Source organism: Streptomyces sp. NPDC005774 (assembly GCF_042871645.1).
In the GTDB taxonomy this organism is placed as follows: domain Bacteria; phylum Actinomycetota; class Actinomycetes; order Streptomycetales; family Streptomycetaceae; genus Streptomyces; species Streptomyces pratens.
The window spans coordinates 42,694-65,383 of record NZ_JBIAIV010000010.1; the positions used below are offsets into that span (position 1 = coordinate 42,694).

A 22,690-nucleotide genomic window follows, 5' to 3' on the forward strand; every position below is an offset into this window, starting at 1 on the left:
AACCAGGAGTCACACCCGTGAGCGACGAAACAGCCGGCCAGCCCCCTGCACGAACGGTGCGTGACGTCCTAAACGAGCTGCCGCGGGAAGCCAGGATCCTCGTCCAGAAGGTCATCAACCTGGAGAACGAGAATATCCACATCAGGGAGACAAGCAAGGTCGTCCCGAAGATTATCGAGACCGTGAGGGAGCTGACCAAGTGAAGCTGCTCAAGCTGACGCTGAAGAACTTCCGCGCCTTCTACGGCGAGCAGATCCTCGACCTATCCGTGGAGGATGGCAAGCCCGCCGTCCTCATCTTCGGAAACAACGGTGCCGGCAAGACCACCTTGCTCAACGCGTTTGCCTGGGCCCTCTACGGCACCTTTTCGGACGACGTGGAGCAGCAGCACCGCGTCATTCACGACAAGGCATGGGCGGACACGGCGTTCGGGGAGGACATCACGGCCTCGGTGCGGCTGGACTTCGAGCACGACGGGACCCGGTTTTCTGCGGTTCGGCAGGTGACCGTCACCAAGGAGAAAGAGGAGCAGGAGTCCGTCAAGCCTGTTTTGACAGTCACAGAGATTGGGGCGGACGGCGAAGCTCAGAGCATCCACAACGGCCAGGACCGGATTGAGAAGATCCTTCCCCAGGGCCTGCGCCAGTTCTTCTTCTTCAACGGTGAGCGCATGGAGAAGATGTTCTCCGGCGACGAGAAGCGGGAAGGCGAAGGCAAGAACCAGGAGGTGCAGAAGGCCATCAAGACGCTTCTGGATCTGGAGGCCATCGAGCGTGCTCTGGAGGACCTGCCGAAGGTCTCCCGAAAGCTCGCCAGCGAGATCGACTCCAAGGAGGACAGGAGGCTGAAACAGCTGTCCGACCAAATGGACCACCTCGCCACTCGCGAGAAGCAAGAGGTAGCAGATATGCTGCGCCTCTCCGAAGAGATCAGTGCCTTCCAGAAGGAAGTCCAGTCTATTGACCGCGCCCTGCTCCAGAACAGGGAGGCGGAGCCGCTCCAGAAGAAGCGGGATTCACTGACCCGCCGGATCAAGACCGCGCATGACCGGCAGGCGGAGTACAAGAGCCGCAAGCGCGAGCTGCTGTCGCGGCACGGCTTCCTGGCCCTTACCAACGGCATCGATACCAAGGTGATTGAGCTCGCGGACGAGATGCGCGAGCGGCGCCAGCTGCCCGCAGGAATCCAGCGCAGCTTCATCGAGGACATCCTCGAAGCCCGCCTGTGCATGTGCGGTCGTGAGGTCCGCGAAGGTACCCCGGAGTACGAGGAGCTGGACAAGCGCAAGTACAACGCTGGCCTCGAGGACGTCCAGGAGAGCTGGATGCGGGTCAGCGGCAAGATGAAGAACCTGGAGGAGAGGCGCCAGGAGCTCCTGGAGCAGCTCACCCTCAATGCTTCCGACTTGCAGAAGGCGGACGCTGAGATTAGCGAGCTGGAGGCTGAGCGTTCCGATGTCGTTCGGCAGCTGGAGGGGGTGGACATCCAGGATGTTCAGCGCCTCATCGAGCGCCGCAAGAACTATGCCTCCAAGGAGACTGACGCCCGCGTCGCGTACAAGGAGGCCGAGAACAAGGTCGCCACGATCAAGCAGGAGGCGGAGGCTACAGCCCGTCAGTACCGGAATGCTGAGGGCAAGAGCGAGAAGGCTCGGAAGGTTCAGAAGCAGGTCGAGCTCGTCGAGAAGGTGCGTGCCGCGCTGAAGGAGATCCTCGAGATCAAGACCGAGGAAGTCCGCGACCAGCTCGACAAGAAGGTAAAGGCGGTCTTCTCCCGGATCTTCATTAAGAGCTACGTACCCGAACTGAACGACGATTTTGAGCTGGAGCTGCATACCGCGAGCGGAGTGGCCATCCGCTCCACTGGTGAGAACCAGATCCTCGGCCTCAGCTTCGTCGGCGCTGTCTCGGAGGTTGCCAGGAACATCAGTGCTCGAAAGAAGAACAAGGGGGAGGTGACCATCGAGACCGGCAGTGGCGGTGTCTACCCGGTCGTCATGGATGCCCCCTTCGGCAGCCTCGACCTGACTTACCAGGAAGAGATCTCCAAGGCCCTGCCGGCGCTGACCTCCCAGATCATCACCCTGCTCTCGCAGTCGCAGGCGCGGGGCAAGGTTCTGGAGAACCTCCAGCAGGCTGCCAATCAGATGTACGTACTGCGCTCTTACACGCCGAATCGGTCGGCGGACGAAGAGATGATCGTGATCAACAACCGGGAGGTTCCGTACGTGTCACACGGCGACTTTGAGCACACTGTTCTGGAGAAGGTGACCTTCTGATGGCCTACTCAGACCGATTTCGCCGTCCCCAAGAGCATGAGGATCTGCTCGGTAAGCTCACGGACAGAAAGACCGGGACGTTTGCGACCATGGTTGAAGCGATGATGTTCGCCGCGCTGCTCGGCCGCCGCCGAGGTGAGCGCCAGCCGTTGGGCGAGGCGGACGAGCCGATCCGCCTCGCGCTCATGGAGAGCCGGGACTACGGGGAGGTGCTTCTCGACATGCTTGGAGCCGTCGAATGCCCTGACGACCCGAAGATCCTCAGTGCGGACCGCCAGCCCGAGCGGGTCCTCATTTTCGAGGAGTACGCGAACGCCGGCTTGTCCCACCTGCAGACCCTTATAAATCGTCAGTCCGACCAGGACCTGGACACAATCATTTCGAACCTCGTCCTCGAGGGACTTAGGACGCCGCCAGAGGAAGAGAAGGACGACGTTGGCGACATCCTTGCCAGCGCTGATCTGGACTGGTAAAGCCGCCTTTCCAGGGCAGGGTGGCAGCCGGAATCCATTCAGCTGCCACCCCTGGTGTGCCCTGCGTCAGCGCGGCCAGGTCTTGACAGCGAGCCCGGCAAGGACGGTCTGCCGAAGTCGGATGCTGTCCGGGGTCCACGCGCTCTTCTCGCTGATCTTTCTGGTCAGCTCGAAGCCCGACGCCTTGAAGACCTCGACCTTTTCGGCAAACGACTTGTTCCCGATCTTAGAGTTCACTCCAGTCTGCAGGAGCACCATGTTGCCAATGCGGTAGACCCAGCTGGCCGCGTCCTGCTTGTCTCCGCTCTCCTCCATGAAGTCTTCCCAGTCGGCTTCCTTGGCGTTCTGTGGGAACACGTGCTCCAGGTTGACCTGGCTCGGGTTGCTGTTGGGGACAAACTCCGGCTGGGACTCCTTTCGCCTTGTCGTCTCCAAGGCGCTCAGGTAGTACCGGGCAAGCTTGGAGTCACTTCTTCCGACGGTGGCGAGCGCGAACTGCTCCCTGAAGTCGGTGTCGGAGGGGATGAGGTCTTCGACGCGCAGTCGGACCTGCGCGGTGGTGGTGACCTCGCCCTTCCGGATGGCGACCGCGATCTGAGAGTACTGGTCCTCAAAGCGGCCGCGGTTCATCATGCTCATAATCATGCCGCGCACTGACCAGTTCACCATGGCCCGGAGAAGCTTCTCGAGCTCGTGGGAGTGGAAGTGCTCGACTGCCGCCAGCAGGAGGATCTTGTTGGGAACCAGGCCGAACATGGCGAGCGTGTCGAGAGCGGGACGGTGACCGTTGCCGCTGCACTTGGTCGCCCAGAAGTCGCTCTCCGGGTTAGAGAGCGCGGTGGAGGTGTGTGCGGCTGACAGAAGGTTCTCCGAGAAGAGCAGCGCCTCCTGTCGGTGAGTCACCTCCTTGCGCATCTCCGCGTAGAGATCGCGCTCGGTGATCTTGCCGACCTTCGAGCTCCAGTAGTGGCGCAGGAACTTGGTGAACTTCGCATCGGCGGCCCCGAGCTGGAGTGTCCCGAGTGACTGGTGCCAGTTGTTCCGCACTGCGTTGAGGTTCTGCTGCTCACCGGCGGCTCCGAAGAGGTGGTTCTTCAGGAGGTCCGCGGTGGTCAGGTCGGCGCCTCGGTTATTGAGAGTCTCGAAGATCACGTAGGCGTCTGCCTCGGTCGGGGTCTCGACCACGGCGAGCTGCGCTCGGTGCTGGATGTAACTAACCCATTTCTCAAGGACGTTGGCTGCATCCATCCCATGCAGGCTGCGGAACTGCGAGACCTTTTCCTGGAAGAACCGGTACGCCTTGACGATGTCAGAGTCGGTCCTTGCGGGTTTCCCCGGGAGCGCGGTCTCAGTGGTGATCCCGAGGAAGTCGGGGCTGTCGCTCTCGTTGAGCTTTAGGTGCGACTCCGCGTACCTGTCGTTCCATGCCTTGCTGGCCAGGAAGGTGCGGCTGATGCCCACAGCCTGGGAGTCGTCCGCCTTGAGCAGGTTCCCCTCCAGGGCTCGCAGCTCGTCGCGGATGGCAGCGATCAGGAGGGAGGAGGTGACCAGCCGTTGCTGGCCGTCGATGATCCGCTTCCGAGTCCCGTCGCCGTCCTGAGTGATCACGATCGTGCCGAAGAAGTACTCCTCCTTCGCCCCGCCGTTGATCGCCCGGCTCAGGTCGGTCCAGTAGTCGAGGACCTCCTGCTCCACCTTCCAGCAGTACGAGCGCTGGAACTGGGGAACGATTAGGCGATTGTTGCGCAGGACCTCACCGATGCCGACGAGGTAGAGCTGAAGCGAGGTGCTGCCATGTCCCGATGCCATGCAGCGCAGCTTATGTGTCGATGAGTTAAGTGGATCTGTGTTTGCTGATGACGGGTGGCCATCGTGTGGGGGTGAAGGAAAGGGGCCGACCCACGCTGGCGAGTCGGCCCTGGGCGATTCTTGACGTCAGACGGTTGTTACGGCCCCGATCAACCCCTCGATCGCCGTCATCTCCTTGTGCGCACCCAAGTATCCGACCCCCCGGGCCAGATGGATCGTTAGCGTATTGGAGACGTTCTCGTCTGTCGTCTCCAGCCCATCGGCCACGCAGCGCTGCTTGAGCAGGGCGAGGTAGAGGTCGCCGTGGGGTCCGGCGAAGGTCTTCCAGGACATCTCGACGTTGGAGTCGGTGACGACCTCACGAACCAGGGGGGTAGAGGCGTCCGCAAGAGAGAGCGCCAGGGCCCAGCGGCACAGGACGTTCCACTGGGTGATGCCGGTGGTGTGCTTTAGACGGCTCAGGCGGTCCTTGCTTGCGGTGGCGAGGCGGATGGTCTCAAGCGACATTGCTGGCTCCTGCGTTCCACCAGTAACCCTCGACGACGCTGGTTGTGAAGGTGATGTCGTCGTGGACCAGGGTGTAGGTGTGGGCGACGGACTTCTTGAGGCGGCCAAGCAGGTACTCATCGATCTCCTCATCGGTGGAGAGGAGGAGCACTTGGTCGCTGGCGTATGGGAAGTAACGGTCCACCAAGTGCTCACGGTGGCGGCTGTCGAGCCGGCCGAGCGGCGTGTCGATCACGCTGGGCAGGTGCTTGCCGGCGACCTTCATCAAGCCCCAGAGGAGAGAGACGGCGAGCAGCTGGCGCTCGCCCGCGCTGAGACGGCCGGGGTCGATCGGTTCACCGTCGGTGTCAGTCAGGGTGAGCGTGAATTTGTCGGTATCGATGCGGAGGTCGTTCACCAGGCCCTGCTTGCGCATGAGGGCCTGGAAGCTCGTGAGCATTGCTACCTCGAGGCGGCTGATGTGCCGCTTGAGGAGGGCATCGCCGAACTGGTCCAGCGTCTTCCGGGCCTTCTCCGAGTACTTGATGATCCGCTCGACCTCTTCGGCCTTCACCTTGGTACGAACGAACTCTTCGTGGGCACGCCGCAGGGAGGCGGAGACGTATTCGAGGCGGCGCTTCAACTCGTCGACGTTGTTGAGGCTATTCTCGTGCTCCCGCAACAGCCGTGCGACTTCCTGGAGCTGGTCTGCACGCTTCTTCTGGATGGCCTCGACCTTGCTCTTTGCCGGTACCCCCGCTAGCTGACGCTCCAGCTGCACACGCTCTTCGGCGGCTTCCGCAGCCTGATGAAGGAGCTCGGCAGCTTGTGCTTTGTCGCGACTGAGTGCCTCGTCGAGTGCCGACAGCTGGGGGAGTGTGTCCTGGGAGAGGCTCAGATCCACCTTGAGACCGGCGGACTTGGCGCGCTTGGTGCGGTCAGCCTCCAGCTTCTCCATTACGGCGGCCTTGGCCTCGTCAGGGAGCATGTCCAGTAGCCACTGGTCACGCTCTTCGAGCACCCCCAGTACCTGGTGGGACTCGGCTGCCGTCCGTTCGCGACCTGCCTGCTTGCGTAGATCCTTGAGGTGGCTTTCCATCATGAGGAGCGGAAGCGGGCCTGCAGCCAACTGGACAAGGGAGCTGCGGATTTCGGCGAGGCGAGCGGAAACCTGCGCGTACTCGCGCTCGATTTCGGTGCGACGTTCGAAGAGGTTTCCGCCCTCCTGCTTGTAGGCAGTCTCCAGTGTTTCGAGAATGCGCCGAGCCTTGACGAGCTCGCTGTTGCGTTGCGCGGCCCGCTGTTCTGCGTTCTCCAGAGCGGCGTCGGCCGCCTGCCGTTCCTGCTCCTCCGCGTGGATCTTGTCCATCAAGTGCTGCTCTTCGTCCGACAGCTTCTGCCGGCGCTGGAGCGCGAGCAGGTCCGTGCGGAGCTGCTGGACGGTGCTGACACCCAACAGCGAGTGGATGGCCGATTCGATGACCGATGCCGCGCGCTCGGGGTCGGCGAGCGATCCGATCTTCTCTCCGTCGAAAAACGATAGCGAGGCGACTTCGAGGGGAAGCAGGCTCTCGATATGATCGGCCCACTCCTGGCTGAGAACCCGGCTGTACTTCAGCTCAGGTTCGACGCGTCGCTCCGGCTTCGCCCTGGAGCCGTACTCCTCGTCGACGAACGCGTTCACGAATTCCTTGAGCGTCGCCTTGCCGCTGGTGTGCCAGCTGCGGACCACCTTGTAGTAGTGCTCCGTGCCGTCCACCGTGACCGTGAACTCGAGGGTGATCTGCGCACCGCGGGTCGGGTCGGCCTGCCGATTGATGCTCTCGCGGAGATATGTCTCGTAAGACTTGCTGCCTCGGCCGCTGCAACGCGCTCGCGGCCCGTACAGTGCCAACTGAATGGCGTCGAGGAGGGTCGTCTTACCGCAGCCGTTGAGACCGCCGATGAGGACGATCGGCTTGTTCTTCTTGGTGGTCAGATCCAGCGACTGGGTGCCGCGGTAGGCCCCGAACTCTTCGAGAGTGATCTTACGCAGTAGCATCGATATTGGTTTCTTCGTCCAGGGTCAGGTGGGCCTGCGATTGAGATTCCTCAAGCCACTTGTTCTTTCGTTGCGCGAAGTCGATGGCGTCGATGCTGTCCTCGTAGTAACCCTTCTTTACGGCGGTCTCCAGGGCTTGGAAGAGGCCAGCGCGTCGGGACATTGTCCGGTACTTCCGCTCGACGGAGAGCAGCTCACGCACCATGTCGTAGTGCAGGTCGTCGTCCCCGCAGAGCTCCTTCAGGAGCTCCATCTCGTCCGCGCCCATGACGAGTTGCTCGTCCAGAGGGCCGCCCGGGAAGTCCTCGCCCGTGCACTCCCTGTAGATACGGGGCAGGGAGTCCTCGACCTCGTGCTTGTCGAAGACCCAGAGGCGACGGATCTCGTGCAGCTCGTCGAGGGTGATCAGCTCGATGTTCTTGACGTGCTCCGGGGCGTTGGCGCGAATCCAGGTCTGGGCATCCAGTAGGTCCTTGAGCCAGTCCTGGCGGAACTTCTGCAGGTACGGGCCGTGGATCGGGACCTCTTCGCCGTCGGTCCGGCGCGTGTAGACCATGACCTTGCCGTTCATGCGACGGAAGTCTCGGGCCGGCTGGTCAGGGCGGGGGTACGGGAGCTTCCGGCCAGCGGGGAGTCCTTCCTCGCCCTCTTCGAAGTAGCCGAACGGGGCGTCGAGCTTGTCGCGGAGGTCAAGAAGCGGCCTCATCCACTCCTTCTCCTCGTCGTTCTGGATCATCGCCGACATCGACTTGTCCTGCTCGACGAGCGTGCACGTCCAGCACCCGAAGCGGCTGGAGCCGCAGGAGGGAGTGGTCGAGTCGACCACGAGCGGGCACTCGCCATCGCCGGAGGCGCCCTGGTACATGGTGAGGAGATCCTGATTGTTGTAGCCCCAAGGGTTGGGCTTCTGCATCAGGTACTCCCAGACGTCGTCGTTGGTCCAGTCTTCGACCGGGCTGTAGACGAGGGAGTTGGGAAGGTTTGCGTTGGGGGAGAGACGATCACGGACGCGCCGCTTCTCGTGCTTCTCCATAGCACGGGCGCGCGCCTGGCTTTCGGTCTTACGGATACCGAGCACCATGATCGCCTCGCCATGTGCTGCCACAACGTTCCGGATGAAGGAGTTGGAGGGCTTGATCTTGAGGCGCTCGGTGCACCAGCGGAACTTGGGGCGCGGCGCCGGGTAGCCCCGCCCGATCAGGTTGACCCAGAAAGTATCCTTGATCTCCGGCGTCAGGCGATGAGGCTCAATGGGTAGGCCTTGCTCGGCGGCGGCTTTCTCCATCGTCTCCAGGGATGTTGTCACCCACGCCGCGACGACGGGGTTCTCGACGAGGGTGTCGGTGCTGATGACGTGGACTGTCTTGGTGCGTTGCTCCGCTGGCAGAGCGGCGACGGCGTTCCATACGAGTTGAAGGACCGCGGTGGAGTCCTTCCCGCCGCTGTATCCGATGACCCAGGGCACCTGGTCGGCGGTGTAAAGCTCACGCACCTCTTCTGAGAGCTTGGCGATGACCTCTTCAAGGGGTTGGCCGTCGAACGGCTTCCGCCGGACAGGCGTGATGCCGAGTTGCAGAGGGATGGTGCTCATGCTTCGCCTCGCAGGTATGCGTCCTCTACCCGCTGTTCTTCGGCGCTGAGGCCGAGGCGCAGGTGATTGCGCAGGTAGTTGACTGTAAGAGCTACATTTTGGTGGCTTTTGGAAACGCGGCCGCCCACGATGGCACGGCCCTCCCAATCTGCATTCGCCCGAGTCCAGTCGACCATTTTCAGAGGGGAGAGTTTCCGTTTCCATTTACTGGGCGCGGTGGATTCTCGAAATAGGGAATTTCCAATGCGGCCGAGAGCATGCAACGCGATACCGTGACTGTGGATGAAGTCGCGCCGCATCTCGGGTGCCGAGAGTTCTCGCTTGCGAACCATCTCCCACTCGGGAAGCGTCGTGTCGATGTGCTCCCAGTACTCCTGCGCCAGCTCGGCTGCGGTGTCTGCCTCGATCTTCAGGCCCTGGAGGAGGGACTGGGTGCCGTAGTAGAGAGCACTCAAGGTAAACATCATCCGGGAACGGGCGGAGAGGGTGCTCTTCTCCATCTCGACGTAACCCTTGAAGACCTTGCACTGGCCGGCCAGTGTACGTGCGACCTGGGCTTCGCTGTCCCTGTGATCGTAGAGGACGCCGATGGACCGTGCCGGACGCACCGCGTGCCGGTTGAGGTCCGCGAACATCTGCTGCGAGCGGGCGAGCCCCGCGTCGTGGAAGAAGACGACGGCGATTGTCTCGTTGCCGATGTCCGGGTTTTCCTTGAGGGCGTGCTCGATGGCGGCGCGTCGGTGCTGGCCGTCGTTGATCAGGAAGCGAGAGTCCATGGGGATGCGCAGCTGACCGGTGCGGAAGGCGTTGCCGTCGGAGCCGAGATGGTCGAACTCCACGTCGCCGTCCACGGATGCGGTCAGAGCGCTGAAGACGTAATCTCCTGGATTGTCCAGAATATACTTCGTGAGTGCCGGAAGGCGCCCCTTGTTGAGGACCCGCTGGGCGCGCAGTTCCGGCGAGAGCTCGTCTTCGTCGAAGATGAAAATCTTTGGGATGAGGCGCAGGGGGCACATCGAGACGTAGTACTCGCGCCCTGCCTGAATGCCGCGGATCGCAGGGAACGTGTACTCGAACCCCGTTGAGGTCCGCGGAGCTACGACTCTGGTAGCTGGTTTCGCTGCGTTGATCTCCACCCGGCAACCCTAACGTACGTCATCCAGTTAACGTACGTAGCTTGCTGAAGTTACGTTACCTTCACGTACGTAAGGCGCACCGGCGTGTCCGGGGTGTGCCTTGGCTCGAGCCAAGGGCGTTCCTGCCCGGGAAGACGTACGTCGATGTCTGCGTTGGCAACTCTGAGGCGCCGCGCTATGCGTCAGCCAAGCATGCGTGTACGTTAACGGTTTGACGTACACGGCGGGATGATTGCTCTGGGATGGGTGAGTGCGGTGGTGGCGTATCTGGATGTGGCGGCGACGACCCGTGTGGAGCCGCAGGTGGCTGATGTGGTGCTCCACTGGATGACCGAAGACTTCGGCAACGCTGGCAGCCGCACCCATGAGTACGGAGCCCGGGCAAAGAAGGCAGTCCAGGAGGCCAGGGCGTTCCTCGCCGGGACAGTCGGCGTGAGGAGCGAAGAGGTCATCTTCACCAGTGGAGCGACGGAGTCCAACAACATCGCGCTGCTCGGCATGGCCCCGTACGGCGAGAAGCACGGCCGGAAACACATCATCACCTCCGCCATTGAGCACAAGGCGGTCATCGAGCCCCTGCTGCACCTGCAGGAGAAGCGGGGGTTCGAGGTCGATTTCCTGGAGCCCGGCCCATCGGGGCGGATCTCCACGGACGCCGTGCTGGAGAAGCTGAGGCCGGACACTCTGCTCGTCTCGCTAATGCACGTGAACAATGAGACGGGCGTCATCCAGCCGGTGGCCGAGCTAGCGGAGAAGCTCCAGAAGACCGCGACTTATCTGCACGTGGATGCCGCGCAGGGGTACGCAAAGGTTCCCGAGGACCTGAGGGCACCCATCGATTTGACCAGCATTAGCGGTCACAAGATCGGTGCACCCAAAGGAAGCGGCGCTCTGGTGACCCGGCGTCGAGGCTGGAACAAGGTGCCGCTGGAGCCGATCATGTTCGGCGGCGGGCAGGAACGAAAGCTGCGCCCCGGGACCCTCCCCGTGCCGCTGATCATGGGGTTTTATGAAGCAGCCAAGGTCTTCCAGGAGAACCGGTCGAGTTGGGAGCGGGACGCGAAGGCAATGCGGGAGCGTCTGCTCGCAGCGCTCGGGAAGACCCGCTTCCAGATCAACGGTGATGCCGACCATGCGGTCCCGCACATCCTCAATGTGACCTTCGACGGGCTCAACGCCGAGGCCCTGATCGTACGGATCAAGGACCAGGTGGCCGTGGCGACCGGTTCCGCATGCACCAGCGCCTCGTACACGGCGAGCCACGTGCTGACCGCAATGGGCCTCCCGGAGGAGGTGGCCACCAATGGCCTCCGCTTCTCGTGGTTCCCCGGGCAGGTCTCGGACTTCGACCCGGACGGCTTGGCAGAGACTATCGCGTACATGCAACCGGATGCCCGCTGAGAGTTTGAGCTGCTTAGTCTTCGGGGCGCCGGACCAGCCGGTGCCCCCGAAGCATGCGACCGCGCCTGATCAGTTCGGCCTCCCAGCCATTCTCGGTGCCGATCAGGTGCGGATGCTCGTAGAGGCCAGCGCGTAGCTCGGACTCGGTCAGACGGAGGTAACGCGGCACGTCCGGGTCGTCGGGCGCCAGGAATTCGTGCTTGCGGTGGAGCAGAGGACGGTTGGCGGAGTCCGCGTAGGACATGTGCGAGGTCTCGAGGGTCTTGAGATCTACCAGGTACGAGGACGTGATCCGCGGGTGTGGGGCCTTGTCGAATTCCGGGTAGTCGAGCCAGCTGATGGCTCGCCCCTGGTGTTTCAGCTTGGCGATGGTCCATTCCTGAGGGCGGCCGGCGGCGACGGAGGCGCAGTGCTCGTACAGGCGCAGGACTGTCGGCATCCGGTCGATCGCCCGGCGGTGCACGTACAGCGCGGTCGGGGTGATCTTGCCGACGCTGGATGCGTTCATGGCGCCCCGGATATAAGCGTCGTCCCGGAGCTTGAGGAGCAGACGGTCGGAGCGCCTGCAGGCTTCCTTGTACGAGGTGAAGAAAGAGCGGACGTCGAGCTGGACGCTGAGGGGGAGTCTGCTGAACGGGCCTCGGCCGTTGAAGAGCTCGACGGCGAGGAACAGTAGCGTGTTCAGCGTCGTGCGCTTGGCACCCTCGGTGACCTTCTCGGCGTCGGCGGAGTCGCGTATGAGGCGCTTAAGTTCGCCGGGTTTCAGGTGGGCGAGCTGTTCGGCCATCGACCGGGGCATCTCGTCGACACGAGGCGGGCGGCCACGCCGTTGGACGTAGTCGACCAGGGAGGCGATAGCGGAAGCGGTATCGGCTGAAGCGAGCCACTCGGCGTTGGGGACGATGCGGTGTGCGAGGTAGCCCAGTCGGGCTGAGTCGTCCTTGAAGGCGTACACGATGCCGGGGGCCGCTGATATGCAACGTGTTCCTGTGACTTCCTCAACGTAGATCCGGAGCTCGTCCGGGCTGAAGAGGTGCTGGAACGTCTGCCGACTGGTGAGGAGGCCGTCGCCGTACTCCAGGCCGCGGACTTTGGACCGCTCCCAGGTGAGGCGAACCGAGACGATGAGTACGGAGGTGGCGAGTCTCCATGCCTCCTTGAGAGTCTGCCGACGTTCGACGGGGTCCTCGATGATGTTCAGGACGTAGGTGAGGAGGACGACGTCGGAGGGGGCCACCGGCGCGTTCGAGCTGTAGTAGGGGTCCCAACCGGTGATCTTGCAATCGAGGCGCTGGAGGGATGCGACGTCGCCGCCTCGGCCGCAGCCGTAGTCGAGGATCGTGCGGTCCGCGTGCAGCTGGCGGTCGGCCAGAGCCTGGCGCGCTGGCACGGAGAGGCTAGAGCGACCGATCGCGGTACGGCGGCGGTCGCTGTTCCATGACTGGTGCATGTCGGCCTCGTCAGTCGAGGAAAGGGGCGGGTCGCAGCATAGGCAGGGCGGAGGCACGGGCGAAAAGGTTTCCGGAAGCTGAGGTTCCCAGCGCGTCCCTCATTGCAACTGGTGAACCTGGCTGGCAGGCAAGGCAGTGGGCATCGGCACTGTCATTGCGATGACGCTCGCGCTCATCCAGGACCCCGCCGCCCGAGCAGTTAGGCGTGACTGGGTCGGCAGCGGCGACGCTGCGCACCCTCAGCCCGGCGGCTGGCGCGCACGGTATCGCCGTTCTCACGCGGCCCTCGACACCACCAAGCGCCAGGATCAGCAGAAGCGGGCGCTCTGAGGAAGTTTCATCGTGATTCGTGCAGGTCAATGGTCCTGGTGTGACGGGCGGTTGGGCTGCTTACGCATGTCACAAGCGTGATCGCGTCAGGGAGATCATCTGTCGGCCCGCTTCGGTCGTCTTCCTCGGATCTCCTGCACGCTGCGCACTGGTCCGCCTACCGTGCGTGCAGGGCCGCGACGGCAGGCCCGCGAAGGAGGGGACATGGCCCAGAACCTGATGGTGTGGCTGCTGGAGCGCCGGGTGGTGCTGGAAGAACGCGCCGAGCAGCTGCGCAAGCAGCTGGCCGACACCTAGGCCGAAGTGACCCGGCTCGGGGCCGCCGAGGTCGTCTACCAGCAGTATCAACAGGACGCCGACGCCGGGCACCCCAACGCCGCGGCCTGGCAGCAGGCCCTGGAAGAGGCCACCGGAGGCACGCCCGCGGCGCCCCCGCGGCCCGTCACCACGCCCGGAGCCGCAGGCCAGCTGCTGATTCCCCGCCACGGCCCCGGCACCGGCACCGGCGACCTGCCCGCCGACTACCAGAAGATCATGGAGATCGTCGAGGGCGGTGACGGCCCGCTGCAGGCCAGGGACGTGGCCCACCGGCTGGGGCTGGATGCGGTGCCGGCGAAGGTGGAGGCGGTGCGCGGGAAGCTGCGCAAGCTGGCCGAGCGCGGCTGGATCACCCTCACCCCGGCCGGACGCTACCTGCCCCGGTAGCCTGCGGCCGACCTGCCACAACGGCTGATTTGGGCCGCAACGCAAGTACCCCCGGCGGGAGTTGGCCCATGCGTGAACAAGAAGACCAGCCTCACCGGGGGCGACACCGGCCTTGTCTACTCCGTCCGCCTGCCGCTGTCCAGCCGGACCGTCAACCACGTGGCCGGCCTGATCCGCGCCCACCGCAAGACGATCCGTTCCCGGTGGCGCAAGCTCGACGCCGGGCAGATCGCGGTGATCGTGCTGGCCCACCTGCGCAACGACGAGCGGCTGGCCGACCTGGCCGGCGGGAACGCGGTCTCGGCCTCCACGGTGCGGCGCTGGGTGCTGGAGGTGATCGGCCTGCTGGCCGCACGCGCCCCGCGCCTGGACCGCGCGCTGGCGAAGGTGGCGAAGGACAGCGGCTGCCTGGTGCTGCTGGACGGCACGCTGATCCGCACCCGGCGGCGCACCGGTCGGGCGAACCGGAAGAACTACTCGGGCAAACACAAGGCGCATGGCCTGCTGTTTCTCGCGCTGACCGATGCGCAGGGGCGGCTTTTGTGGATCTCCTCGGCCCGCCGCGGCGCCTGCAGCGAGATCACGGCCGCCCGTTACGAGAAGCTGTGCGCCAGGCTGCGCGAGCTGGAGCTTGCAGCGGTGGCCGACCTGGGCTTCTTCCGCCGGGCCTTCTCCGCTTGGAGCGCGGCCTCCCCGCTTCCGCCTTCCGCTGGAGCGGGACCAGCTTGATGGTGGTCTCGGCGGCGCTCTTACCGACCTGGGGCAGGACACTCTGACTGGTCGGCTACCGCTGCCGGGCGAAAATGCCGGTGTCGATCTCGGTGAGCAAGCCGAGCCTGAACAGGCGTTTCAGCTTGGCTCGGGTGCCTTCGATCAAGTCTCAGGACAGCGGCAAGGGGACATGGCCCCGGGCCGCAGAGCCAGTCAGGAGAGAAGGGCTGTGTCGAGGTAGTTCTGCACGGCCTCGAACAGCCCGTACGGCACGTACTGCGGAATCTCGCCGTGGGTGACCCAGGCGAGCTCGGCCAACTCCTCGGCGTCCGCGACGTGAGCAGTGCCGCCCACCACCTCGCAGGCTGTGTACGACATCAGCCGGCCCGTCTTCGGGTGAACCCGCTCGCCGAGCAGCTTCACAGCCGCCACGGCCAGCCCGGTTTCCTCCTGGGTCTCCCGCACAGCGGCGTCCTCGCGGGCCTCGCCGGGCTCGACCTCTCCGGCCGGAAACTGCCAGGAGAGCTGTCCCTCGCTGACCCGGCGGCGCACCATCAGCACACGCCCCTCGTTCACGACGATGGCAGCGGCGATGCCCGGCCGTTCGCCCGTGTTCTGCTGCGTCACGTCTGCTCCTCCAGGACAGCCAAAATGGGTGGGAAGATCGTATCGATGGGAATGAAGCGGAGCACCGCGTTTCTGGGGACCCACATGACGTCGATGTTCTCGGCCGCGTCGCTATTGGTGGCCTCGCCGGCCAGGTACTCGCACAGGAAGTACTCGCACAACACGTCGGTCACGGGGTGAAGCCGGTTCCCGAGATGCTGCCGGACCGCGCAGTGGACACCTGTCTCGCCCAAGGTCTCCCGCACGGTGGTGGTCTCCGCCTTGCTTCCCGGCTTGATGACGCCTGCCGGAAACTGCCACGTGATTCCAGCGGTACCGACGTCCCGTCGGCACACCAGGAGGACATCGCTGTCGCGGACGACCACCGAGATGGCCACCCGCAGCGCTTGCGCGCCGGGCGGCGTCGAGTCCACTGAAACCCGTTCCTTCGCCAGTGAAAGTGCGAAGCGCTGTCGCGCAGCCGGAGGAGCCTGCTCATACGACGTGTCGAGGAGTTGCTGTATCTCCCGGCGGGGGATGACGGACGCGTCGGAGTGCCAGGCAGCCACCGTCCTCACTGCGATGCCCAGGTGGGCGGCGAACTGCTCGTTGCCGAGCCGTAGGGCGGACTGCAGCAGACAGGCATACCGGCCGCTCCAGCGCTCGATCACGTCCACAACACTGCCCCTCGTTGCTGTCCCGGTGCAGGAATCTGCGCGCCGAAAGTGCACTCTCACTGCACTGGCACTTCATGGTCGCGGAAGAAGAACCCCGGAAGAATCGGAGTCATCAGGGGCCAAGTAATCACCTGCCGAAGGCTCGGCCCCGGGGAGATGCATGCGAGGCGCGAGAGCGCCGAACAATCACGAGGAGATTCTAGGCGGGTATCCCCAGCGGATAGCGGAGAAAGAGAAGTTGACCGAATCGGGCCTCTTGGTCGGCTGATCGGCCGCACCACGCAAGCGTTCACCCGTCCGGGGAATTGCTCGCATGCCCGAACCGCCCTGCCGGCGCCGGTAACCTCAACAGATGACGGCTGATTGCACGTCATGTTCGTTTACTAACAAGGCGAAAGGGAGTCAATGCCCGAGGTTCAGGCACACACTGTCGAGCGCACGCTCGTCCTGCTCAAGCCCGATGCGCTGGCGCGTGGCCTGGCAGGAAGGATCGGCGGTGTCAATTCGTTGAAGCAACGCCTTCGGTCAGGGCTCGTTGGAAGGCTTCTTGCTGACCTGGGGCTTTTCGTTCAGAGGATGCGGTGCCGACGGCGGGCGTGGGCGGCACGGCTGTCGCCGGTCTCAGTTCTGGTCTCAGTAGGAGGCTCCGGACGGGACATGAGGGCGTCTCCCACGCGGCGCATCGCGTGACCGACCGACGGCCGGCCTCGCGCATCTCACTGGCCATGGGAAACGGCGCCCGAAGGGCTGAAACCGGCCGATCATCGGGACAGGGGCAACCCCGAGGGTCTGTCCGCGGTCCCTTCCTGCGACCACACCCAGGGGACAGGGGAGGCACGAGCGTGCGGATGCGGACGACGGCGGTGGCGGTGGTGGCGGCAGCCCTCTCGGTGGTCCTGGCGGCCCCCGCCGTGGCGGCTCCCGCCGTGGCGGCTCCCGCCGTGGCGGCGCTCCCGGGCCCGGAAGCCGGAACGGGGAACGCCACCGATACCGGCGACCACCGGGCGACCCGTCAGGCGTTGCAGGCCGCGGTCGCCGCCGGTGTGCCCGGAGTGACGGCGACGGCGAGGGACCGGCGGGGCACCTGGTCGGCGACCGCCGGAGTGGGCGACCTCCGCACGGGACAGAAGCGTTCCCCGCACGACCGCTACCGGGTCGGCAGCATCACCAAGACCTTCGTGGCGACGGTGCTGCTGCAACTGGAGGCGGAGGGCAGGCTGTCCCTGGACGACACCGTCGACACCCGGCTGCCCGGTCTGGTGACCGGCAACGGCCACGACGGCACCCGGATCACCCTGCGGCAGCTGCTGAACCACACCAGCGGCATCTTCGACTACACGGCGGACGAGGACTACCGCCGCGCGTACTCCACGAAGGAGGGCTTCTTCGAGCACCGCTACGACACCCGGGCCCCGGAGGACCTGGTGCGGGTCGCCCTGGCCCACGAGCCGTACTTCGAGCCCGGCGCCCCCGAGAAGTGGATGTACTCCAACACCAACTACGTCCTGGCCGCCCTGGTGATCGAGAAGGCCACCGGCCGCCCCTACGGCGAGGAGGTCCACCGGCGCATCATCGAGCCTCTGCACCTGACCGCCACCTCGGTCCCCGGAACCCGAGTCTCCCTGCCCCGGCCCAGCAGCCGCGCCTACTCCAAGCTGGGGCCGCCCGCCACGGAACCCACCTACGACGTCACGCGCCTCAACCCGTCCCGGGCCTTCTCGGCGGGCGAGATGATCTCCGACTCCAAGGACCTGAACCGCTTCTACCGCGCCCTGCTGACGGGCCGGCTGCTCCCTGCGGAGCAGCTTGACGAGATGACCACCACGGTGCCCGTGACCACCGGAATGGACTACGGCCTCGGCCTGATGAAGGTGACGCTGAGCTGCGGCACGAACGTCTGGGGCCACAGCGGTGGCATCTCCGGCTCCAGGACCGGCACCGGCACGACGAAGGACGGCCGGCACTCCCTGGCGTTCAACTTCAACGGTGACTGGGCGGGGAACAGCACCGCGATCATGGAGGCGGAGTTCTGCGGCGACTGAGGCCCGTACCCCGTGCACACGCGGAAGGACCGCCGGGCCATCGGCGCCCGGCTGCGCAGCCCTCCGGGCGCGGAGCCGGGCGTCCGGCGGGACTACCGGAGGAGGAACCGGCTCTGGGCGCGGAGGCGGTCGACGAGCACGGCGGGGGCCTTTTGGGGTGAGCCCGCGTCGTACGGCGGCTGGGGGTCGTACTCGGTCCCCAACTGGACGGTCTGCGCGTGCTCGTCGCCGGCGACCCTGCCGACCAGGGTGAGGCCCATGTCGATTCCGGAGGAGACGCCGGCCGCGGTGATGAACTTGCCGTCGGTGACGACGCGTTCCCCGGTCGGCTCGGCGCCGAACAGGGCGAGGACGTCGAGCGCCAGCCAGTGCGAGGTGGCGCGGCGGCCGGTGAGCAGCCCGGCCGCCGCGAGCAGAAGCGATCCCGTGCACACCGAGGTCGTCCAGGTGCTGGTCGCGGCGGCGGTGCGCAGCCAGTCGAGCAGTGCCTCGTTGTCCATCTGGGCGGACTGACCCGGGCCGCCGGGCACCACGAGGATGTCCGGGGCCGGTACCTCCTCGAACCCCTTGTCCGCGATCAGCGCGAGGTCGTCGCGGTCGTTGCGTACAGGACCGGGCCGTTGGGCGACGAAGACGGTCTCGGCGCCGGGAATGCGGCAGAGCATCTCGTACGGACCGACCGCGTCCAGTGCGGTGAAGCGGTCGAAGAGGACGATCGCGACCTGCATGTTCGTCTGCCTTTCAGCGGGTGGGTTCATGGGACGAGTACGGGCGGAAGGGACGGCGGTATTCGGCCGGAGCGGTGCCCAGGGCTTTCACGAAGGCGCGGCGCATCGCCTCCAACGTGCCGTAGCCGCAGGCGCGGGAGGAGGGCTCCGCTTCCCGGGCCGGGTCCTCCCGCCCGAGAGCTTCATGGCCTACGGCCGTCCAGGCGGCGGGCGATCTCCAGTTGGCGGTCCTCCAGGGAGCGGCCGTCCTCGAGGTTCCAGAGGAAGTTCTGCAGCAGCCGGCCGTACGTCCATGCGCGGGCCCGCTCGCGGTCCAGGCCGAGGACGTCGGTCATCGCGTCGAAGCGCCAGTGGATGTCGTCGGCGTCGAAGCGGTTGTACAGGGCCGGCCACAGTTCGAAGCCGGGGTCGCCGGCGAGCGGCTTGGGGTCGATGGCGAGCCAGTCGGCACGGTCGGTGGCCAGGACGTTCTCCTCGTGCAGGTCCCAGTGCAGGAGGCGGTCGCCGGGCTCGTTCACGACCTCTCGTACGGCCGCCGCGCAGTCGGCGAGGATGCGGCGGGCCACTGGGTCCGGGAGGCGGTCCAGGGCCCGGGGGGTCCGCTCCAGCGTGGTGCGGGCGATGTCGCCGAGGCGGCGCATGCCCGGTGGGGCGGGGGTGGCGGTGAGGTGGGCGAGGAGGCGGGCGATCACCAGGACGGCCTCGTGGGCGTCCGGGAGGCGGGAGAGCATCCGGGAGGGGTCGAGGCGTTCCAGGAGCATGGTGCCGGTGGTCGCGTCGTGCGCCAGCAGGCGGACCGCTCCGTCGCCGTCCCAGATCCGCAGGGCGACCGGTTCGCCCTCGGTCTCCGCGTCCAGGATCTGGAGTTTCAGCACGGCCGGTGTGCCGTCCGCGCGCTCGACGGGGAGGCCCAGGGCGCTCACGCCGTGCATCGGTGTGCCGGTGAGGTGCAGGTGCCAGCGTTCCAGGAAGGCGGTGGCCAGACCGGGCAGCCGGGCGATGAAGGCGCGGCCCGCCTCCCCGTTGAACTTCTCCTGTGCCGCGGCGAGTTCCTCGGGTACGTGGATCACGGTGGGCACCGTAGTACGGCGTTCACGGCTCCAGGACGACCTTTCCGGTCGTGCCCCGGTTCTCCAGGGCGCGGTGGGCGGCTGCGGCGTCGGCGAGGGGGAAGCGGTGGACGGCGGGGGTGAGCCGGCCTTCGGCGGCTTCGGCGAGGGCGCGCAGTTCGAGGGTGCGTACGGGGCGGGGGCCGCCCGCTCTGCGCATCATCTCGGGGCCGAGGACGTTGAGGGAGACGCCGTCGACGAGGTAGGGGTCGGTGCTGTCGAGGCCCTGGGCGGACCAGCCGAAGACGACGTGGCGGCCGTCGGGGGCGAGCAGGGCGACGAGCGCGCGGGCGATGTCGCCGCCCACGCCGTCGTAGACCAGGGTCACCTTGTCCTCGTGGGCGGCGAGCCGTGCGGGCCAGGCCGGATCCGTGTAGTCGACGGCGAGGTCGGCGCCGTTCGCCGATACCAGGGCGGTCTTCCCGGGGCCGCCGGCGAGGCCGATGACGGTGGCGCCCGCGTTCTTGGCGTACTGCACGAGGAGGGTGCCGATGCCGCCGGCCGCGGCGGGGACGACGACCACGTCCCCGGGGCCGGGTTCGGCGAACTGCACGATGCCCATGGCCGTGCGCCCGGTGCCGATCATGGCGACGGCCTGGGCGAAGTCCAGACGCTCCGGGATCTCGTGCAGGCGGTCGGCGTCGGTGACGGCCAGCTCCGCGTAGCCTCCGGGGGCGAATCCGAGGTGGGCGACGACACGCTTGCCGAGCCAGTCCGCGGGCGTGCCGTCGCCGAGGGCGTCGACGACTCCGGCGGCCTCTCGGCCGGGGACGGTGGGCAGGGCGGTGGGCGTGGGCGCGGGCCCCTGATGGCCTTGGCGCAGGGCGGTGTCCAGGAGGTGGACCCCGGCGGCCCGGACGGTGATACGCACCTGGCCGGGGCCCGGCCGCGGGTCCGGGACCTGTTCGTGGGTGAGGTTCTCTGCGGGGCCGAAGGCGTGCAGGCGGATGGCGTGCATGGGCGTCTCCTGTGAGCGCGGTCCGGGGCCCTGGTCCGGGGCGCCGGTCCAGGAAGCCGAGCCGGGGGACGCCCGGGCCGGCGTACCGGACCGGGTGCCGGCTCGGCGTGGTCGTCGTGGTGGACCCACTGTTCGACCTCAAGCTCGCTTGAGGTCAAGCTCGTGCCGGCCGAGGGCGAGGGAGACGGCGGTGAGGGCGCTGTTGAAGGAGACCTCGGAGAGCACACCGGGGGCGGCGACCTGGTCGCCCGCGAGGTAGACGCCGTTGCCGCGGTCGACGGCGGGGCGGTCGTGCCAGCTGGTGCCGGGCAGGTCGACGGCGCCGGTCCGCCCGTTCGCCACCGCCTCCCGTCGCCAGGTGACGCGCTCCCGCCAGCCCGGGTGGCCCAGATCCAGCAGTTCCTCGGCGCGGGCCACGCCGTCGGCCCTGGTCTCGTGCGGGGCGATGGGGATCTGGCCCTGGAGGAGCTGTTCGCCGGCGGGGGCGAGGGTGCGGTCCTGGGCGGTGAACCGTTCCAGCCAGCCGGGCGCGTCCAGGTCGGAGACGACGAACGCGTCGCCGCGCCGGGTGCGCAGGGCGAGGTCGACGAGGACGGTACGGCCGCTCGGCCAGGTGAGGGCGGAGTCGCCGAGGAGGCGGCGGGCGGCGTCCAGGGAGGTGGCGACAACGACCGGGGTGTCCGTGGGGAGGGTGTCCGCGCGGGACAGGGTCTCCATGCGGACGCCCAGGTTCCAGGCGCGGGAGGCCATGCGGTCGATGAGGCCGCCCCAGCCGCCGCGAGGGTAGTGGGCCTCCGGCGGCAGCTTGGTGGCGCGGCGCAGGCGTTCCTGGACGAAGGCGGCGGAGAGGGAGCCGGGGTCGTGGTGGAAGAGGGCGACGGCGGAGTAGTGGGCGGCGGCCCGTGCGCCCTCCTCGCCGGCGATGCCGGTGGCCCAGGTACGGAAGTCGGTGTCGACGGGGGCGTGGACATGGGCGCGGCGCAGCAGCTTCAGCAGGGCGAGGGGCGGGACGCGGTGCAGGGTGCCGTGGTGGCGGAGGCGGAGGCGGACGGCTTCCAGGGGCGGGAGGGGAGCGAGGGGGCCGATGAGGTCGCGTTGCCGGAGCCAGGACCAGTGCGGGCCGCCGCTGTAGAGGGCGTGGGGGCCTTCGTTGGTCCGGTAGGGGCCCTCGGCGGTGCGGGCGCGGCCGCCGAGGGTGTGGTGCGCTTCGTGGACGGTGACTTCGGCTCCTGCCTCGGCGGCGGTGATGGCCGCGGTCAGTCCGGCGAAGCCGCCGCCGATGACGGTGATGCGGTGCATGGCTGGGTTCTCCCTCGGTCGGGGTCGCGCGCGCCCGGTGGTTTCGGAGACGGTCCGGTCTCCAATGGTTCCGGTCACTCGTGGCTACGACGGCCCAGGGCTCCAGGATGTGACAGGCCCGAGGTCTTTGCAGGTCAGGCCGATTGTCAGTGGGGGAGTGCAGGATGAGGGCATGGTGAGGCGAGCGGTGTCGGCGGGCGGTACGGGGGTGAAGGGCGCTCGGCGTCCGGAGCTGCGGCTGCCGGAGCCCGAGCGGTACGAGGGGGGTGCACTGGAGCCGGACGGGGATTACGACGGGCTGGAGTTCTTCGAGGCGGATCTCGCGGCCCAGGACGGCGCGGGGGCGCGGTTCATGGACTGCGTGCTGACGGGATGCGCGCTGGACGGGACGCGACTGTCCAGGGCCCGGGTGCTGGACTCGGTCCTCGCCGGTGTGCGAGGGGTGGGCACGGATCTCTCCGGGGCGAGGCTGCGCGACGTCGAGCTGACGGACGCGCGTCTCGGGGGGACTCAGTTGCACGGGGCGGAGCTGGAGCGGGTGCTGGTCCGGGGAGGGAAGATCGATTTCCTGAATCTGCGGTCCGCGCGGCTCAGGGACGTCGTCTTCGAGAGCTGCGTGCTGGTCGAGCCGGACTTCGGCGGGGCGCGGCTGGAGCGGGTGGAGTTCGTGGACTGCGCGCTGAAGGGCGCGGATCTCAGCGGGGCCACGCTGACGGACGTCGATCTGCGCGGGGCCGCTTCGCTGGAGATCGCCCGGGGTGTGGACCGGCTGGCGGGGGCGGTGATCAGTACGGGTCAGCTGCTGGATCTGGCACCGGTGCTGGCGGGGGAGCTGGGGATCCGGGTGGAGGGCTGAGGG

20 protein-coding genes and 2 pseudogenes are annotated in these 22,690 nt (G+C 66.6%); 9 read left to right on the forward strand and 13 right to left on the reverse strand.

All coding sequences use genetic code 11. From position 1 onward, the window contains the following. Positions 1–17 precede the first annotated feature (17 nt). Genes ACFYQA_RS12125 through ACFYQA_RS12135 form a run of 3 tightly spaced genes read left to right on the forward strand, consistent with a single transcriptional unit; the run spans position 18 to position 2,751 of the window. Entirely contained in the window at positions 18–203 is a 186-nt protein-coding gene (locus ACFYQA_RS12125) for a hypothetical protein (protein WP_359112892.1), read from the forward strand. Further along, complete coding sequence (locus ACFYQA_RS12130) at positions 200–2,278, forward strand: AAA family ATPase (RefSeq protein WP_388915302.1); 2,079 nt, start codon at positions 200–202, stop codon at positions 2,276–2,278. The genes ACFYQA_RS12125 and ACFYQA_RS12130 overlap by 4 nt, the downstream gene beginning before the upstream one ends. Then, positions 2,278–2,751 (forward strand): DNA phosphorothioation-associated protein 4, encoded by a 474-nt coding sequence (locus ACFYQA_RS12135; protein WP_388915305.1) that lies wholly within the window; start codon positions 2,278–2,280, stop codon positions 2,749–2,751. Before ACFYQA_RS12130 ends, ACFYQA_RS12135 begins: the two co-directional genes overlap by 1 nt. 66 nt (positions 2,752–2,817) lie before the next feature. Here ACFYQA_RS12135 and ACFYQA_RS12140 read toward each other — a convergent pair whose 3' ends face one another. The 5 genes from ACFYQA_RS12140 to dndB form a co-directional block, all read right to left on the reverse strand. Next, a complete protein-coding gene (locus tag ACFYQA_RS12140) occupies positions 2,818–4,560 on the reverse strand; it encodes a DUF262 domain-containing protein (RefSeq protein ID WP_388915308.1) in 1,743 nt (580 codons plus the stop codon). A 126-nt stretch (positions 4,561–4,686) separates the two neighbouring features. Further along, entirely contained in the window at positions 4,687–5,067 is a 381-nt protein-coding gene (dndE, locus tag ACFYQA_RS12145) for a DNA sulfur modification protein DndE (RefSeq protein ID WP_388915311.1), read from the reverse strand. Then, complete coding sequence (dndD, locus tag ACFYQA_RS12150; protein WP_388915314.1) at positions 5,057–7,087, reverse strand: DNA sulfur modification protein DndD; 2,031 nt, start codon at positions 7,085–7,087, stop codon at positions 5,057–5,059. Before dndD ends, dndE begins: the two co-directional genes overlap by 11 nt. Further along, a complete protein-coding gene (gene dndC / locus ACFYQA_RS12155; protein WP_388915317.1) occupies positions 7,074–8,678 on the reverse strand; it encodes a DNA phosphorothioation system sulfurtransferase DndC in 1,605 nt (534 codons plus the stop codon). Before dndC ends, dndD begins: the two co-directional genes overlap by 14 nt. Then, positions 8,675–9,814: a DNA sulfur modification protein DndB gene (dndB, locus tag ACFYQA_RS12160; protein ID WP_388915320.1), complete on the reverse strand. Its 1,140-nt coding sequence runs from the start codon at positions 9,812–9,814 to the stop codon at positions 8,675–8,677. Before dndB ends, dndC begins: the two co-directional genes overlap by 4 nt. A gap of 228 nt (positions 9,815–10,042) precedes the next feature. Here dndB and dndA point away from each other — a divergent pair, with 228 nt between their 5' ends. Continuing rightward, positions 10,043–11,215: a cysteine desulfurase DndA gene (dndA, locus tag ACFYQA_RS12165; protein ID WP_388915323.1), complete on the forward strand. Its 1,173-nt coding sequence runs from the start codon at positions 10,043–10,045 to the stop codon at positions 11,213–11,215. A gap of 13 nt (positions 11,216–11,228) precedes the next feature. Here dndA and ACFYQA_RS12170 read toward each other — a convergent pair whose 3' ends face one another. Then, entirely contained in the window at positions 11,229–12,665 is a 1,437-nt protein-coding gene (locus ACFYQA_RS12170; protein WP_388915326.1) for a DNA phosphorothioation-associated putative methyltransferase, read from the reverse strand. 634 nt (positions 12,666–13,299) lie between these two features. Between ACFYQA_RS12170 and ACFYQA_RS12175 the strand changes: the two genes are divergently transcribed. After that, a complete protein-coding gene (locus tag ACFYQA_RS12175) occupies positions 13,300–13,701 on the forward strand; it encodes a hypothetical protein (RefSeq protein WP_388915329.1) in 402 nt (133 codons plus the stop codon). A gap of 72 nt (positions 13,702–13,773) precedes the next feature. Further along, on the forward strand, positions 13,774–14,430 hold the full coding sequence (locus tag ACFYQA_RS12180) for a transposase family protein (RefSeq protein WP_388915331.1): 657 nt from the start codon (positions 13,774–13,776) through the stop codon (positions 14,428–14,430). 195 nt (positions 14,431–14,625) lie between these two features. Here ACFYQA_RS12180 and ACFYQA_RS12185 read toward each other — a convergent pair whose 3' ends face one another. Together ACFYQA_RS12185 and ACFYQA_RS12190 are read right to left on the reverse strand one after the other, a co-directional pair. Beyond that, positions 14,626–15,039 (reverse strand): NUDIX hydrolase, encoded by a 414-nt coding sequence (locus ACFYQA_RS12185; protein ID WP_388915334.1) that lies wholly within the window; start codon positions 15,037–15,039, stop codon positions 14,626–14,628. Beyond that, complete coding sequence (locus ACFYQA_RS12190) at positions 15,036–15,695, reverse strand: NUDIX hydrolase (protein ID WP_388915337.1); 660 nt, start codon at positions 15,693–15,695, stop codon at positions 15,036–15,038. The genes ACFYQA_RS12185 and ACFYQA_RS12190 overlap by 4 nt, the downstream gene beginning before the upstream one ends. 405 nt (positions 15,696–16,100) lie before the next feature. On the opposite strand from ACFYQA_RS12190, the pseudogene ACFYQA_RS12195 reads away from it, so the two are divergent. Both ACFYQA_RS12195 and ACFYQA_RS12200 read left to right on the forward strand, forming a co-directional pair. Then, positions 16,101–16,187 (forward strand): annotated as a pseudogene (locus ACFYQA_RS12195) (nucleoside-diphosphate kinase); the annotation flags it as partial. Positions 16,188–16,543: 356 nt separating this feature from the next. Next, positions 16,544–17,737: a serine hydrolase domain-containing protein gene (locus ACFYQA_RS12200; protein WP_388915651.1), complete on the forward strand. Its 1,194-nt coding sequence runs from the start codon at positions 16,544–16,546 to the stop codon at positions 17,735–17,737. Positions 17,738–17,829: 92 nt separating this feature from the next. Here ACFYQA_RS12200 and ACFYQA_RS12205 read toward each other — a convergent pair whose 3' ends face one another. From ACFYQA_RS12205 to ACFYQA_RS12225, 5 genes and pseudogenes are all read right to left on the reverse strand, one after another. Further along, the gene (locus ACFYQA_RS12205) at positions 17,830–18,465 is read right to left on the reverse strand and encodes a DJ-1/PfpI family protein (protein WP_388915654.1); all 636 of its coding nucleotides are present in this window, start codon (positions 18,463–18,465) and stop codon (positions 17,830–17,832) included. Between the two features lie 13 nt (positions 18,466–18,478). Next, a pseudogene (locus ACFYQA_RS12210) lies at positions 18,479–18,613 on the reverse strand (GlxA family transcriptional regulator); the annotation flags it as partial. Positions 18,614–18,647: 34 nt separating this feature from the next. After that, positions 18,648–19,544 carry an aminoglycoside phosphotransferase family protein gene (locus ACFYQA_RS12215; RefSeq protein WP_388915340.1) on the reverse strand — a complete coding sequence of 299 codons (897 nt, stop codon included), beginning with the start codon at positions 19,542–19,544 and terminating at the stop codon, positions 18,648–18,650. A gap of 13 nt (positions 19,545–19,557) precedes the next feature. Further along, positions 19,558–20,532 carry a zinc-binding dehydrogenase gene (locus tag ACFYQA_RS12220; RefSeq protein ID WP_388915342.1) on the reverse strand — a complete coding sequence of 325 codons (975 nt, stop codon included), beginning with the start codon at positions 20,530–20,532 and terminating at the stop codon, positions 19,558–19,560. A 138-nt stretch (positions 20,533–20,670) separates the two neighbouring features. Next, positions 20,671–21,831: an NAD(P)-binding protein gene (locus ACFYQA_RS12225; protein ID WP_388915345.1), complete on the reverse strand. Its 1,161-nt coding sequence runs from the start codon at positions 21,829–21,831 to the stop codon at positions 20,671–20,673. 172 nt (positions 21,832–22,003) lie between these two features. Between ACFYQA_RS12225 and ACFYQA_RS12230 the strand changes: the two genes are divergently transcribed. Next, positions 22,004–22,687, forward strand: a complete 684-nt coding sequence (locus tag ACFYQA_RS12230) for a pentapeptide repeat-containing protein (protein ID WP_388915348.1) — start codon at positions 22,004–22,006, stop codon at positions 22,685–22,687. The last annotated feature ends 3 nt before the right edge of the window (positions 22,688–22,690 follow it).

What these genes read in the sequence shown, in the direction of transcription:
- ACFYQA_RS12135 (WP_388915305.1), top strand. Translation starts at nt 2,278, where the DNA reads ATGGCCTACTCAGACCGATTTCGCCGTCCCCAAGAGCATGAGGATCTG.
- ACFYQA_RS12140 (WP_388915308.1), bottom strand. Translation starts at nt 4,560, where the DNA reads ATGGCATCGGGACATGGCAGCACCTCGCTTCAGCTCTACCTCGTCGGC.
- dndE (WP_388915311.1), bottom strand. Translation starts at nt 5,067, where the DNA reads ATGTCGCTTGAGACCATCCGCCTCGCCACCGCAAGCAAGGACCGCCTG.
- dndD (WP_388915314.1), bottom strand. Translation starts at nt 7,087, where the DNA reads ATGCTACTGCGTAAGATCACTCTCGAAGAGTTCGGGGCCTACCGCGGC.
- dndC (WP_388915317.1), bottom strand. Translation starts at nt 8,678, where the DNA reads ATGAGCACCATCCCTCTGCAACTCGGCATCACGCCTGTCCGGCGGAAG.
- dndA (WP_388915323.1), top strand. Translation starts at nt 10,043, where the DNA reads ATGATTGCTCTGGGATGGGTGAGTGCGGTGGTGGCGTATCTGGATGTG.
- ACFYQA_RS12170 (WP_388915326.1), bottom strand. Translation starts at nt 12,665, where the DNA reads ATGCACCAGTCATGGAACAGCGACCGCCGCCGTACCGCGATCGGTCGC.
- ACFYQA_RS12200 (WP_388915651.1), top strand. Translation starts at nt 16,544, where the DNA reads ATGCGGACGACGGCGGTGGCGGTGGTGGCGGCAGCCCTCTCGGTGGTC.
- ACFYQA_RS12205 (WP_388915654.1), bottom strand. Translation starts at nt 18,465, where the DNA reads ATGCAGGTCGCGATCGTCCTCTTCGACCGCTTCACCGCACTGGACGCG.
- ACFYQA_RS12220 (WP_388915342.1), bottom strand. Translation starts at nt 20,532, where the DNA reads ATGCACGCCATCCGCCTGCACGCCTTCGGCCCCGCAGAGAACCTCACC.
- ACFYQA_RS12225 (WP_388915345.1), bottom strand. Translation starts at nt 21,831, where the DNA reads ATGCACCGCATCACCGTCATCGGCGGCGGCTTCGCCGGACTGACCGCG.
- ACFYQA_RS12230 (WP_388915348.1), top strand. Translation starts at nt 22,004, where the DNA reads ATGGTGAGGCGAGCGGTGTCGGCGGGCGGTACGGGGGTGAAGGGCGCT.